At 56.8% G+C, this 13,942-nt stretch carries 14 protein-coding genes; 7 read left to right on the top strand and 7 right to left on the bottom strand.

The window, feature by feature from the left end; genetic code table 11:
• Window positions 1–3 precede the first annotated feature (3 nt).
• From manD to OQV00_RS11980, 3 genes are all read right to left on the bottom strand, one after another.
• Entirely contained in the window at window positions 4–1,218 is a 1,215-nt protein-coding gene (gene manD, locus OQV00_RS11990) for a D-mannonate dehydratase ManD (RefSeq protein ID WP_004862427.1), read from the bottom strand.
• A 142-nt stretch (window positions 1,219–1,360) separates the two neighbouring features.
• A complete protein-coding gene (locus tag OQV00_RS11985) occupies window positions 1,361–2,644 on the bottom strand; it encodes an MFS transporter (RefSeq protein ID WP_015584247.1) in 1,284 nt (427 codons plus the stop codon).
• 111 nt (window positions 2,645–2,755) lie between these two features.
• Window positions 2,756–3,082: a YnfA family protein gene (locus tag OQV00_RS11980; protein ID WP_004862432.1), complete on the bottom strand. Its 327-nt coding sequence runs from the start codon at window positions 3,080–3,082 to the stop codon at window positions 2,756–2,758.
• Between the two features lie 154 nt (window positions 3,083–3,236).
• On the opposite strand from OQV00_RS11980, the gene OQV00_RS11975 reads away from it, so the two are divergent.
• On the top strand, window positions 3,237–3,578 hold the full coding sequence (locus OQV00_RS11975) for a DUF1283 family protein (RefSeq protein ID WP_004862434.1): 342 nt from the start codon (window positions 3,237–3,239) through the stop codon (window positions 3,576–3,578).
• Window positions 3,579–3,639: 61 nt separating this feature from the next.
• Entirely contained in the window at window positions 3,640–4,200 is a 561-nt protein-coding gene (gene speG, locus OQV00_RS11970) for a spermidine N1-acetyltransferase (RefSeq protein WP_088912135.1), read from the top strand.
• Here the strand turns inward: speG and OQV00_RS11965 are convergent.
• Entirely contained in the window at window positions 4,194–4,871 is a 678-nt protein-coding gene (locus OQV00_RS11965; protein ID WP_054829311.1) for a YnfC family lipoprotein, read from the bottom strand. The two genes, speG and OQV00_RS11965, sit on opposite strands and share 7 nt — an antisense overlap.
• Before the next feature lie 135 nt (window positions 4,872–5,006).
• On the opposite strand from OQV00_RS11965, the gene OQV00_RS11960 reads away from it, so the two are divergent.
• The 5 genes from OQV00_RS11960 (at window position 5,007) to clcB (ending at window position 10,900) form a co-directional block, all read left to right on the top strand.
• On the top strand, window positions 5,007–5,270 hold the full coding sequence (locus OQV00_RS11960) for a DUF1161 domain-containing protein (protein WP_004862440.1): 264 nt from the start codon (window positions 5,007–5,009) through the stop codon (window positions 5,268–5,270).
• Between the two features lie 144 nt (window positions 5,271–5,414).
• A complete protein-coding gene (ynfE, locus tag OQV00_RS11955) occupies window positions 5,415–7,865 on the top strand; it encodes a selenate/tellurate reductase subunit YnfE (protein ID WP_266280415.1) in 2,451 nt (816 codons plus the stop codon).
• Between the two features lie 54 nt (window positions 7,866–7,919).
• Window positions 7,920–8,777: a DmsC/YnfH family molybdoenzyme membrane anchor subunit gene (locus tag OQV00_RS11950; RefSeq protein WP_113991066.1), complete on the top strand. Its 858-nt coding sequence runs from the start codon at window positions 7,920–7,922 to the stop codon at window positions 8,775–8,777.
• Between the two features lie 42 nt (window positions 8,778–8,819).
• Entirely contained in the window at window positions 8,820–9,428 is a 609-nt protein-coding gene (dmsD, locus tag OQV00_RS11945) for a Tat proofreading chaperone DmsD (RefSeq protein ID WP_015584242.1), read from the top strand.
• A gap of 176 nt (window positions 9,429–9,604) precedes the next feature.
• On the top strand, window positions 9,605–10,900 hold the full coding sequence (gene clcB, locus OQV00_RS11940) for a voltage-gated ClC-type chloride channel ClcB (RefSeq protein ID WP_004862444.1): 1,296 nt from the start codon (window positions 9,605–9,607) through the stop codon (window positions 10,898–10,900).
• Here the strand turns inward: clcB and bioD are convergent.
• The 3 genes from bioD to OQV00_RS11925 all read right to left on the bottom strand — a co-directional run bounded on the left by bioD (window position 10,853) and on the right by OQV00_RS11925 (window position 13,923).
• The gene (gene bioD / locus OQV00_RS11935; protein ID WP_015584240.1) at window positions 10,853–11,548 is read right to left on the bottom strand and encodes a dethiobiotin synthase; all 696 of its coding nucleotides are present in this window, start codon (window positions 11,546–11,548) and stop codon (window positions 10,853–10,855) included. The genes clcB and bioD overlap by 48 nt on opposite strands.
• 127 nt (window positions 11,549–11,675) lie before the next feature.
• Entirely contained in the window at window positions 11,676–12,896 is a 1,221-nt protein-coding gene (mlc, locus tag OQV00_RS11930) for a sugar metabolism global transcriptional regulator Mlc (RefSeq protein WP_266280646.1), read from the bottom strand.
• A 124-nt stretch (window positions 12,897–13,020) separates the two neighbouring features.
• Window positions 13,021–13,923: a LysR family transcriptional regulator gene (locus tag OQV00_RS11925; protein WP_004862447.1), complete on the bottom strand. Its 903-nt coding sequence runs from the start codon at window positions 13,921–13,923 to the stop codon at window positions 13,021–13,023.
• Window positions 13,924–13,942 lie beyond the last annotated feature (19 nt).

Genomic DNA, 13,942 nt, shown 5'->3' with positions numbered 1-13,942 from the left:
TCCTTACCAGTTCCATAAGGTGCCGTCGTCCAGTCTGGCTACCGGCAGACAGGCGGGCTCATACGGGTATTTTGCTGCCCGTTTTTCATCAAACTCGATACCCAACCCCGGCTTTTCTCCTGGATGCATATAGCCGTTGTCAAAGGTCCAGCTGTGTGGGAAAACCTCCAGCATCTGCCCGGAATAACCCATATATTCCTGGACGCCGAAGTTCGGCACCCACAGGTCAAAATGAAGCGCCGCAGCCATGCAGATCGGCGACAGGTCGGATGGCCCGTGCGAACCGGTACGGACCTGATAAAGCGAAGCAAAATCGGCAATGCGGCGCATGCCGGTAATCCCGCCAGCATGGGTGATAGTGGTGCGGATATAGTCGATCAGCTGTTCTTCAATCAGCTGCTTGCAATCCCAGATGCTGTTGAAGACTTCACCGACGGCAATGGGCGTCACGGTGTGCTGGCGAATCAGGCGGAAGCACGCCTGGTTCTCTGCCGGGGTAGGATCTTCCATCCAGAACAGGCGATACTCTTCGATGCTTTTACCAAAGCGAGCCGCTTCAATGGGCGTCAGCCGATGATGCATGTCGTGCAGCAGATGCTCGTTAAAGCCAAACTTTTCACGCACGGCGGCAAACAGCTGCGGCGTAAAATCCAGATATTTCTCCGTTGACCACAGCTGCTCTTCCGGCCACTGGCCCTTGGTCGCCGGCTCGTACGCCTGGCCTTTACCCTTCGCCATTCCATAGGTCGTTTTCATACCCGGAACGCCGCACTGCACGCGAATGGCCTTAAAGCCCATCTCCTGGTGGCGGGCATAGTCCTCCAGTACTTCATCGATGGAGTGCCCGGTGGTGTGGCAGTAAACCATCACGCCTTCTCGCGATGCACCGCCCAACAGCTGATACAAAGGCATCCCCGCCGCTTTCGCTTTTATATCCCACAGCGCCATATCGACGGCAGAAATAGCCGACATGGTGACCGGCCCACGGCGCCAGTACGCTCCTTTGTAGAAAAACTGCCAGATGTCTTCAATGCGGTGCGCATCGCGGCCAATAAGCTGCGGACAGAGATGATCCTGCAGATACGATGCCACGGAGAGCTCACGTCCGTTCAGCGTCGCATCCCCCAGCCCGACAACCCCGTCATCGGTGGTGATTTTAAGGGTGACAAAGTTACGTCCGGGGCAAGTGACGAAAACTTCAGCGGCAACGATCTTCATCTCTGTTTCCTTCCATTCTGACGATAAGTGATCAAAATTAAAGCATCAGACCTACTACCATACAAGTATGAAATTAGAAAAAGACGCGTTCGGTCACATTCTTCAGACGAGGTGAAGCGGCGCTGAGCGCCGCTTCTGTAGGCTAATGAATAGGGTCTTTTACAATGAAGAAGTAGCAAAGTGCGCCGGTAAAAGTCACACAGGCGGCAATGACCAGCGCAAGATTGAATGAGTGGGTGGTGTCGACGACCCAACCGGTAACGACCGGGGCAAAAGAGGCAAAAACGAAACTGCCGAAATTCTGAATCGCCGCCACCGAGGCAACTTTCTGCTCACTGACCAGCACCTGTACCAGCCCCCACGCCGAGGTTCCGGCAAAATGAACGCAGAACAGCGCCATCGAGATAAAAGCCACGGCCTGAGCCGGCGATGAGGACTGCACCACCAGCAGCGTGCCCAGCGCGGAAAGCAGCAGACCAACAACAATCGCGGTTTTGCGTGTCTTCGCCAGATCATATCCCCGGCGCGCCAGGGCATCGACGACAATACCATTAACCCACATGCCAACGGCAGCGGCCAGGAAAGGAATGGCCGCCACCCACCCCGTTTTTGCAAGACTGAGTCCCTGCTGCGCCTGAAGGTATCCCGGCAGCCAGGCAATATACAGCCAGCCGGTATAGTTCACGCCCGAAAAACCCAGAATCATGCCCCAGGTCGTCCGGCGTTTAAACAGCCCCAGCCACTCGCTAAAATTCAGCGTCGGACGCGCCTGCACCGGCGCCGCAAGGTAGAGCCGCTCATCCTGCTGCAGATCAAACTGCGCCCGGTTGCGATACCAGGCATACCAGCACAGACCCACCACAATACCCGCCAGACCAATAACCACGAACATCGTCCGCCAGCCCCAGGCAATCTGCATCAGCACCAGCGCTGGCGGCGCAATCGCCTGCCCTAATACCGTCGATGAGTTAAAGATCCCCACAGCCGTTCCGCGCTCTTTCTGAACATACCAGTCGTTGATCGATTTAACGCCCGCGGGCATAAACGGGGCTTCGCCAATGCCAAGACCAATACGCAGGAGAATAAAATGGCTGAATGAGTTCACCATCCCGGTCAGTGCCTGCATTAATGACCAAAAGATGAGTCCGGCCCCGAGCACAATGCGCGGGCCAAAGCGGTCCAACAGCATGCCTGAAGGTAGTTGAGCGAAACCATAGGATAGTGAAAACGCCGACAGCAGCACACCGAACTCGGTCGCACTCAGCCCCAAATCACCGCGAATAGCCTCTCCCGCGACGCTTAACGACGAACGATCGAGGAAGTTGACGATGCCAGCGATAAACAGAAGCACCAGCGTCACATTCTGTACCCGGCGAATGCGAGCCGGTTTGGCGCCAGTCTGGCTGGCGAGAGTCTGGATAGCCATAGTTGTTCCTTACTGTAATTGACGATATGCATTTAACAGTAAGACAACAAGCCGACTACCATACAAGAATAAAGGTTAAAATTAGCGTGAACGATCACAGAAGAACGCGCGTTAAGCGCGTCCCCAGCCAGCGACAATAATCAACATGCCGCACAGCGCAATCAGCGCCCCTGCCCAGTCATAATGGCTAAGCTTAACGCCATCGACAAAACGCAGCCACAGCAGCGCGGTGCAGACATACACGCCGCCATAAGCGGCATAAACCCGCCCGCTTGCTGCCGGATGCAGCGTCAGCAACCAGACAAACATCATCAGCGCCAGACCTGCCGGAATTAACAGCAGCGGCGTTGCGCCGCGTTTTAACCATAGCCAGGGTAAATAACATCCGAGAATTTCACAGAGCGCGGTGGCGAAGAAAAGCAGCGTTGTTTTGAACATTAAAGACACGTAAAGAGAGCAGGTTGTTGGCCCATTTTACGCAATAATCTGCCTCTTCCACACTCTTTTGTCGGGTATGCCGGCGAAAAGAGATGTAGTAAACTGCCTGCAGATTGCAGGGGCTTCCCCTTTTTATCACTCAAAGGAAATCGTGATGAAAATGACACAGAACACACGTTACTGCCTGACGGCTATGCTGGCGCTGAGCGCCGTACTCTTTACCGCATCGTCTTTCGCGCAAACCAGCAAGCTGGTGATTGAATCCGGCGATAGCGCACAAAGCCGCCAGCAGGCCGCCATGGAAAAAGAGCAGTGGAACGACACCCGCTCTTTGCGTCACAAGGTCAACACCCGCACCGAAAAAGAGTGGGACAAGGCTGACGTCGCTTTTGATGCGCAGGACAACTGCCAGAAAAGCACGAACGTCAACGCGTACTGGGAACCGAACACCCTGCGCTGCCTCGACCGCCGCACCGGTCGCGCTATTGCACCTTAATCCGTCACGCATCCATGGCGCCCGCGGGCGCGATATTTAGCTTTTATCGACAGGAACAGCCATGACCGACGCATACTCAATCAAACTTCGTCCGCTCGAGCGTGAAGACTTACGTTTTGTCCACCAGCTCGATAACAATGCCAGCGTGATGCGCTACTGGTTCGAAGAGCCCTACGAAGCTTTTGTTGAGCTCTCCGACCTTTACGATAAACACATTCACGATCAGAGCGAACGCCGGTTTGTTATCGAATGTAATAGTGAAAAAGCCGGGCTGGTGGAACTGGTTGAGATCAACCACGTCCATCGCCGCGCCGAATTTCAAATCATCATTTCACCGGATTATCAGGGAAAAGGTCTGGCGACACGCGCCGCGAAGCTGGCGATGGACTACGGTTTTACCGTTCTCAATCTGTATAAACTGTATCTCATCGTCGACAGCGAAAATGAAAAAGCCATCCACATCTACCGCAAGCTTGGGTTTATGGTAGAGGGGGAGCTGATTCATGAATTTTTCATCAACGGCGAATACCGCAACACCATTCGTATGTGCCTGTTCCAGCACCAGTATATTAGCGAACATCGCACTCAGGGACAGTCGCTGCTGAAGCCCACGGCTCAGTAATATTCGATACTGTTTTTGATGGTATAACGACGGGTCAGCGGCGGCTGGACGCTTTCATCGACCACCTGCAGCTGGCAATCAACCGGATTATCGTGGCTATCGTAGTCACAGGTTTGACGCACGTTCCCCAACTGACGATCGTTGAAGGTGCTGGTCGCCGTGTAGTCCAGCTTTTTACGTGGATCCTTCGCCGGCGTGGAGATCACCGTAAAACGCTCATTTTTCGCCACGGTGGTTTTACCGGTCGGATAACCCTCGCTGTCATACTGATAGGTGGCAGTCGTCTCTTTGCCACGCGCGGCCACCACAAAGCCGTTATCATCCGTCTCCCAGATAATGCCGGCCGACGGCAGTTCCGCGAGCTGGCATTTTCCCTGCAGGCGCAGGCGTTTCTCACGGGTGCGGGCGTCAAGATAGAAGTTGGCATCCAGCATCAGCGTCGCGCCGGTATTATTTTCCCGGTCCTCCAGGTCCAGCAGATCAAAACAGCCCTCCCTCGAGAGGCTCGCGCTCACCCGTTTTACCACCTCATCGTGTTCGTCGAGCAGCGTCTGGCTAAAATCTTTCACCGGACCACGCAGCGGATCGAACTCGAACTCATTGGAAAAACTCGCCATTTCCGGCGTAAATGCTTCTGGCTTCTTCTGCGCATCGCAGGCGCTGAGCACCATCACCGCCGATATCAGCAATAACCGTTTTTTCACGCCGAATCCCTTTTGTATACATTGCAATCATATTAGCAAATACAATTGTTTACACCAGTTCTGCTATGCTTAAATCTGGATAACATTAATAAGGAGTCTATGATGAAACGCTCTTTCTGGCTATGCGCCGCGCTGCTGCTGGGTTCAACCTCAGCGCTGGCCGCGCCCGATTCCTGCGAACGCGTGAAGAACGATATTCAACAAAAGATCGTCAATAACGGCGTGCCGGCCTCAGGCTTTACTTTAGCGATCGTGCCCAACGATCAACCCGATCAGCCCGGTGCCCAGGTTGTCGGCCACTGTGCTAACGACACCTTCAAAATTACCTATACCCGCAGCGCCGATTCAGACAGCGACGCCCGTTAACCTCTTATTTTCATTCGAAGGATATTATCCCTGAGTTGACCAGGGATAATATCCTTCTACCCCACTCTGGGTATGATTGCTCCCCCATACACCGGAAAATGATACCGGCGATCTTTCAGCGGCAACACAACGATGGGGTGAGCCATGTCCAGTCAGGAACATTCTGGCGGCGTCAGCCGACGCACGTTAATCAAATCGTCTGCGATAGGCTCACTGGCGCTTGCCGCCGGTGGACTCTCGCTTCCTTTTAGTCTGCGCTCCGCTGCGGCGGCCGTTCAGCAGGCGACACAGAGTGAAGAACGTATCGTCTGGGGCGCCTGTTCCGTAAACTGCGGCAGTCGCTGCGCGCTGCGTCTGCACGTGCGCGATAATGAAGTCACCTGGGTAGAAACGGATAATACCGGGATGGACAATTATGGCGACCATCAGGTACGCGCCTGTCTACGCGGCCGCTCCATTCGCCGGCGAATCAACCACCCGGATCGCCTGAATTACCCGATGAAACGCATCGGCAAACGCGGCGAAGGCAAGTTTGCGCGCATCAGCTGGGAAGAGGCGCTGGAGACTATTGCCGGCAATCTGCAAAGAGTCGTCAAAGACTACGGCAACGAGGCGGTTTACATTAACTATTCGTCGGGAATTGTCGGCGGCAATATGACCCGTTCCTCGCCTTCGGCCTCGCCGGTCGCCCGTCTGATGAACTGCTATGGCGGGTCGCTGAATCAGTACGGCACCTACAGTACCGCCCAGATTGCCTGCGCCATGCCCTACACCTACGGCAGCAACGAGGGTAACAGCACCTCGGATATCGAAAACAGCAAACTGGTGGTGATGTTCGGCAACAACCCGGCGGAAACCCGCATGAGCGGCGGCGGTATCACCTGGTATCTGGAGCAGGCCAGAGAACGCTCCAACGCGCGGATGATTGTCATTGACCCCCGCTATACCGATACTGCCGCCGGGCGGGAAGATGAATGGATCCCCATCCGTCCGGGCACCGATGCCGCGCTGGTGGCCGGTATCGCCTGGGTACTGATTAGTGAGAATCTGGTCGATCGGCCGTTCCTCGATAAATACTGCGTCGGCTATGACGAAAAAACCCTTCCCGCCGGCGCCCCGCCAGACAGCCACTACAAAGCCTACATTCTCGGCCACGGCGAGGACGGGACCGCCAAAACGCCGCAGTGGGCGTCGCGTATCACCGGGATCCCCGTCGACCGAATCATTAAGCTGGCCCGGGAAATTGGAACCACCCGACCCGCCTGTATTTGCCAGGGCTGGGGACCGCAGCGCCAGGCTAACGGGGAACTGGCTTCCCGGGCGATCGCCATGCTGCCGATTCTGACCGGCAATGTCGGCATTAACGGCGGCAACAGCGGCGCGCGCGAATCGACCTATACCCTGACCATTGAGCGCCTGCCGGTGCTGGTCAATCCGGTCAAAACCGCCATCTCCTGCTTTAGCTGGACCGACGCCATCGCGCGCGGCCCGGAGATGACCGCGCTGCGTGACGGCGTCAGAGGCAAAGATAAGCTGGATGTCCCGATTAAGTTTATCTGGAACTATGCCGGGAATACCCTCGTCAACCAGCATTCTGATATCAACAAAACCCACGAAATTCTCAAGGACGAGAAAAAATGCGAAATGATCGTGGTGATCGAGAACTTTATGACCTCTTCGGCGAAGTATGCCGACATTCTGCTGCCGGACCTGATGACCGTCGAACAGGAAGACATCATCCCTAACGACTACGCCGGGAACATGGGCTACCTGATTTTTATTCAGCCCGCAACCGCGCCGAAATTCGAACGCAAACCGATCTACTGGATCCTCAGCGAAGTGGCAAAACGCCTCGGCGACGATATTCATCAACGATTTACCGAAGGTCGCACCCAGGAGCAGTGGCTCCAGTATCTGTACGCCAAAATGTTGGCCAGAGATCCCGCGCTACCCACCTATGAAGCCCTGAAAGCAATGGGGATTTATAAGCGTAAAGATCCGGACGGCCATTTTGTCGCCTATCGCGATTTTCGCGCGGACCCGATCGCGCACCCCTTAAAAACGCCCTCCGGCAAAATTGAGATTTACTCCAGTCAACTGGCGGATATTGCTGCCCGTTGGCAGTTGCAGAAGGATGAAACAATCAGCCCGCTGCCGATCTACGCCTCCACTTTCGAAGGCTGGGATGACCCGATGCGCGACCAGTTCCCGCTGCAGCTTTTCGGTTTTCACTACAAAGCCCGAACCCACTCCAGCTACGGTAACGTCGATGTGCTACAGGCCGCCTGCCGCCAGGAGGTGTGGATCAATCCGCTTGATGCCGGGAAGCGTGGAATTAAAAACGGCGATTTGGTGCGCGTCTTCAACCCGCGCGGCGAACTGCGTATTGCGGCGAAAGTCACGCCGCGTATCATGCCCGGCGTTGCGGCCATGGGCCAGGGAGCATGGCATGACGCCGACATGGACGGTGATCGCATCGATCGCGGCGCCTGCATTAATACCCTGACCACCCAGCGGCCCTCTCCGCTGGCAAAAGGAAATCCACAGCATACGAACCTCGTTGACATCGCCAGGGTCGAGGACACGGCGTCATGATCTCCTGGCTGCCAGGAGGCGCAGACGAGCCAACAGCCAGCAAGGAGATCGCCCATGGGTAGTGGATGGCATGAATGGCCGCTGGTGCTGTTTACGGTACTCGGTCAATGCGTGGCGGGAGCGACTATCGTCAGCGGTCTGGGATGGATGTCGCTGACAGATAACTCCGAGGCCCGGCAGCGTCTGGTCAAACGCATGGTCTTTCTCTGGCTCATGATGGGGGTCGGTTTTCTGGCATCGGTTCTGCATCTGGGATCGCCGCTCCGGGCATTCAACTCTCTTCATCGCATTGGCGCCTCGGCGCTGAGTAATGAAATTGCCAGCGGCGCCCTGTTCTTCGCCGTAGGCGGCATCTGGTGGTGGCTGGCGAGGCTCGGCAAACTGCCTGCGGCCCTCGGTCGCCCCTGGCTGCTGCTGAGCATGCTGCTGGGCCTCATTTTTGTGCTGGCGATGACCCGGGTTTACCAGATTGAAACCGTCCCGACATGGTATAGTGGCGGCACGACAACATCCTTCTTTCTGACAATGGCGCTGACCGGGCCGCTGTTCGCCGCGCTGTTATTGCGGGCTGCGAATGTTGAGTTCAACGGGCGTTTTTTCGCCTCCTTGAGCGTGCTGGCGCTGTTTGCCAGCATTGCTCTGGTGATTATACAGGGCGTTGAACTCAGCGACATTCAGAGCTCAGTGCAGCGCGCCGGCGCGCTGGTGCCGAATTATGCCGCGTTACAGATCTGGCGCATCGCGCTGCTGGCGCTTGGCCTCGGCTGCTGGATCTGCCCGCTTTGCCGGAACAAAACCCCGCGCCCGACCAGTTTGTTCCTCGGACTGCTGCTGGTTCTGGCCGCAGAACTTATTGGCCGCGGTCTGTTTTATGCTCTGCATATGACCGTCGGCGTGGCGATTGCTGGTTAATATTCAGGCGTGGCACCGTCCCGCCGCAGTAAGGAAGAGTACATGATACAAGCTCACTACCGCGACGCCGTCGCGTTGAGCGCCCGCACCCTGGGCGCCCTGTTTTCATTTTCCCCGGAAAGCGCGCAGGCCGCGCCGCTGGTAGCGGCTCTGCAAGACGGCAGCTGGCAGGCTCAATGGCCTTATCCGCTAGCCGATTCGCTGGTGACCGGGTTCGCCGCCGCCAGCGATGAACCGCTCCCCCAGGCCTGGCAACGCCTGTTTATTGGTCCCTGGGCGCTGCCCGCCCCGCCGTGGGGTTCGGTCTGGCTGGATAAAGAGAATGTGCTGTTCGGCGACTCTACTCTGGCATTGCGGGAGTGGATGCGCGCGAACGGAATTGGTCACGCAACGCAAGGCCAGGAGCCGGAAGATCATTTTGGTACGCTCCTGCTGCTGGCCGCCTGGCTGTGCGAATCCGCGCAGGAGGAGGCGTTTTCGCAGCTTCTCGCCTGGCATCTGCTGCCCTGGTCCGGCCGGTTCCTCGAGGTGTTTATCGCCGGAGCCGAACACCCCTTTTATCATTCCCTCGGACAACTGGCGCAGGCGACGCTCGCCGAATGGCAACGCCAGCTCCCCATTGCCGTCGCCGACAAACCGCTTTATCGCTAAACGCACCGCCATGCCGGGAGAACTGGCATGGCGGCTTTTCAGTGACAACGTCACGCAGACAGATTTTTAAGCCCCTTCATCCGCCCGTTTTCAGCGCAAGCGGCATTTATAGCTTTTGCGTCTAAGCTTATTTCCTATCACAATAAGTCTATGTTTCCCGCTCACCGTAACCTCTGATGCACCGTCTGCACAATTATCCTGATGTTCAGGTCATGTTTCGTCGCCTGCTGATTGCGACGCTGGTCGGTATACTGGCGGCGCTGGCCGTTGCGTTATTTCATTCGGCGATGGCGATCCTGGAAGGGCTTTTTCTCAACGATCATAGCGGGAGTCTGGTCAATGCCGCCGAAGGACTACCCGGCTGGCGACGTCTGCTCACCCCGGCGGCTGGCGGACTGGCTGCCGGCGCACTGCTCTGGTTCTGGCAATGTCGGACCCGTCAGCGCCCGCATGCGCCCACCGACTATATGGAGGCGCTCGATAGCGGAGACGGTCAGTTTGATACCCCCGCCAGCCTGGTTAAATCCCTGGCTTCCTTGTTGGTGGTGACTACCGGCAGCGCGATTGGTCGCGAAGGCGCGATGATTCTGCTGGCCGCACTGGCCGCGTCGCTGTTCGCCCGCCGCTTCACGCCAAAAGCAGAATGGAAGCTGTGGGTCGCCTGTGGGGCCGCCGCCGGGATGGCCAGCGCCTATCACGCGCCGCTGGCCGGAAGTCTGTTTATTGCCGAAATTTTATTTGGCACGCTGATGCTTGCGTCACTGGGTCCGGTGGTGATTTCCGCGGTTATCGCCCTGCTGCTCACGCAGTTGATCAACGGCGGCGCATCGCCGCTGTATCAGGTGGAGTTTCATGAGACGCTGACCGCTCTCCACTATGCGCTGATGCTGGCTACCGGACTGTTAGCCGGGCTTTGCGGACCGCTGTTTATCGCGATGATGAGCTACAGCCACCGCTGTTTTTTACGCATCAGGCTCTCGCCGCCGTGGCAGCTGGCGCTCGGCGGAATGATTGTCGGCCTGCTGTCGCTGATCACGCCTGCGGTGTGGGGCAATGGTTACAGCACGGTACAGCATTATCTGCAGTCGCCGCCGCTGTTTAGCGCCATCGCGGTGGTCTTTGTGTGCAAACTGATAGCGGTGCTGGCCAGCAGCGGATCCGGCGCGCCGGGCGGCGTGTTTACCCCTACGCTGTTCGTCGGGCTGGCGATGGGCATGCTGTTTGCCAGCTTCAGCGGGCTGTGGCTGCACCACGATCAAGGACTGGCAATTATGATTGGTCTGACCGGAATGGCGGCCTTTCTGGCGGCCACAACGCATGCGCCGATTATGTCGACATTGATGATCTGTGAAATGACCGGGCAATACCTGCTACTGCCCGGTTTATTGATTGCCTGCGTACTGGCATCGGTGCTCTCCCGGACGTTACGCCAGGACTCTATCTACCGCCATCATGTCGCCGAGCATGGTTAAGTCAATATACTGGCTCAGCTCACGCTGTTCGGCGCGCGGCAGGTAAGGAAGTTCGCCGATCAGCGGCCCAGGCAGCTTTTTACTCAGCACCTCGATGATTTCAGCGTAATGCGCTAAGCCCGGGTTAATGCGGTTTGCCACCCAGCCAATCATCGGCAGACCGTCGTTAGCAATGGCCTGGGCGGTCAGCAGAGCGTGGTTGATGCAGCCTTCCTGGATGCCAACGACCATCACCACCGGAAGCTGCTCCTGGACCACCCATTCTGAAAGCGGACGCAGGTCGTTCATCAGACTCCGCCAGCCGCCGGTCCCCTCAACCACAACGTGATCGACCTGCCCGCTGAGGCGCTGAAGACCATCCGACAGCAGCCCGTAGTTAATCGGGCAGCTGTGCGCCACGCTGCTCTCATCTTCGCTTAATGCTATGGGATTGACAGCATCATACGGTAACGCCAGCGACGACACGCTTTGTAAAATCAGCGCATCTTTGTTACGCAATCCGTCCGGCGTCTCTTTGCTGCCCTTCGCCACAGGCTTGTATCCCGCGACGCTTTTGCCGCTGGCAGCAAGTGCCTGCAACAGCGCACGAGAAACCACTGTCTTCCCGACAGAGGTGTCAGTACCTGTTATAAAGAAACGCTTAAACATCATTAACCCCACAGTTATGTTGATGATTTATACAGAAGAGAAGGAATAAACTGTGGGAAAAGTCTACGCGAAGCCGCCGGATACCAGCTTGAGATAGCGCAATTTTTGGTGTGACTATGAAAAAATGTTAACCCTGTAACAGTCGAATCAGCAGAGATCCGTTATAGAGGGCATCCTTCACCAGCGCTGCGCCAGCCATCGTTCCACGGTTAGAAAACTGCGTGCTTTCAACGCTAATATGCCGGCTGTAGGCGGGCAGAGATTGTTGCCGAATACAATCTGAAATGGCGGGAAATAAGATATCGGCCGCCAGACTAAACGGGGAGCCGATGAGGATTTTTTGCGGGTTGAACAGATTGACCATGATCGCCAGAATCCGCCCGACGTGCTGGCCCACGCCGCTAATAATATCCCGCGCCAGCAAATCGCCCTGCAGCGCCGCCTGGCAAAGCCACTCCACGTTCAGCGGCTGCTGATGCAGCATCGAACTCATTGATTTAGTCATTCGTACCTGGGCCAGTTCCAGCACGCTTTCGACGCTGGCGATAGTCTCCAGACAACCGTGGTTACCGCAGTAGCATCGCTTGCCGTAGGGATCGACCTGAGTATGACCGATCTCGACCAGACTGCTGCTGCCCGCATGCAGCAGGCGACCATCGGTAATCACCCCGGCGCCGACGTTATGATCAATCACCACCTGAATGACGTCCCGCGCCCCGCGGGACGCGCCAAACAGCGATTCCGCCATCGTCCATGCGCTGATATCGTGCTGAATATAGACCGAGACGCCGGTGTGGTTCGCCAGAACCTCGCCAAGAGGCAGATCTTTGACCTCTTCATAAAATGGCATCCGATGAATCACGCCGTTTTCGGTATCAATGATGCCCGGCATGGTGACGGCGATGGCGGTCAGACGTTCCAGTTTCTTTTGATGGCGGATAAAGAACTGGTCGATATGCTCAACAACGCGCGTCAGGAACGGCTGTTCGTGCTGGAGCGCCAGCTCGAGCTGCTCCTCAACCACCAGTTTGCTGCTGAGATCGCGCAGCGCAAGGTGAATTTCACCGCGGCTGATTCGCACGGAGAGATAGTGCCAGGCCTCGGTCTCGACCATCAGCCCGACGGCGGGACGCCCGCGGCTCCCCGGCTCCTGGATTTCCGTCTCCTGAACCAGATGCGCTTCGAGCATTTCACGCACGATTTTAGTAATGCTGGCCGGCGCCAGTTGCGCAAAACGCGAGAGGTCGATGCGCGACACCGGGCCAAGCTGATCAATCAGGCGATATACTGCTCCTGCATTGGTCTGCTTTATTTGATCGATATGGCCTGGCTGACTGTCCGCTACCACCATTGACTCCCTTTATTTTCGCGCTTCGAAATAAACTTTTAGCTATGGTGAAGCACTTCGGTAGCACTCGTCAAATTTTTACTTAGCCTTGTGATTTACCGCACGTTTTTGACTGTTTTTAGTCTTAATTATTCACCGCAGCGGCGGCAAGAAGGTATTCACGAAAGCGTTGCGCCGCCTGACTCTGTTCATGATGCTTCGACCACACCAGCCACATTTCCGAAACCGCATCCTGTTCTTTAATGGGTAGCCAGCGCATCTCGTTGAGCTGCACCCGCTTAAACGACGCCGGTAATATCGATACCCCCAGCCCGGAAGCCACCAGGCCGATAATCGTCATCGCCTCGCCCACCTCCTGAGCGATCATCGGCGTCTGACCATAGCGTCGCATCAGCCCCAGAATGTCGTCGTACAGTCCGGTTCCGACGTGCGGGTCAAAAAAGACGAACGGTTCGCGGGCCAGTTCGATCAGGCTTACCGCCTCCTGACGCGCGAGGGGATGGTCGCTCGGCACCATCGCCAGCAGCGGTTCGCGCAGCACCCGTTCCCAGACCAGGGTCTCCGGCAGCTGCGTATTGCGCATCAGCCCCAGATCGAGGGCGCCTTCGTTCAGCGGCACAATCTGCTCGCGGGTATTGGTTTCCCGGGTCTGGATATGCACGTCCGGGTAGCGCCGGCGAAAGGTGGACAGCGTATCGGAAACCGCCTTGATGAACGGTGCGGAGGAGGTAAAGCCGATGTGTAGCTCCCCGGTTTCCCCGTGATGCAGACGGCTTGCGCGCGCCGCCGCATCGTCGACCAGACTGAGAATGTGCCGACTGTCGGCAAGAAACTGACGACCCGCCGCCGTCAGACTCACGCTGCGGTTGGTTCTGGCGAAGAGGCGTGCGCCAATCTGTTGTTCAAGTATCTGAATCTGCTGGCTTAACGGCGGCTGTGAAATGTTCAGCCGTGCCGCTGCCCGGCCAAAATGGAGCTCTTCGGCGACGGCAATGAAGTAGCGGAGATGACGCAGCTCGATATTCATATCTAAAACGTCTTATTTG

The sequence above is a fragment of the Klebsiella sp. DY2415 genome, from assembly GCF_026314315.1.
In the GTDB taxonomy this organism is placed as follows: domain Bacteria; phylum Pseudomonadota; class Gammaproteobacteria; order Enterobacterales; family Enterobacteriaceae; genus Klebsiella; species Klebsiella ornithinolytica.
The sequence above is the reverse complement of the archived record's forward strand: the minus strand, read 5'-3'. Positions and strand labels throughout refer to the sequence as shown.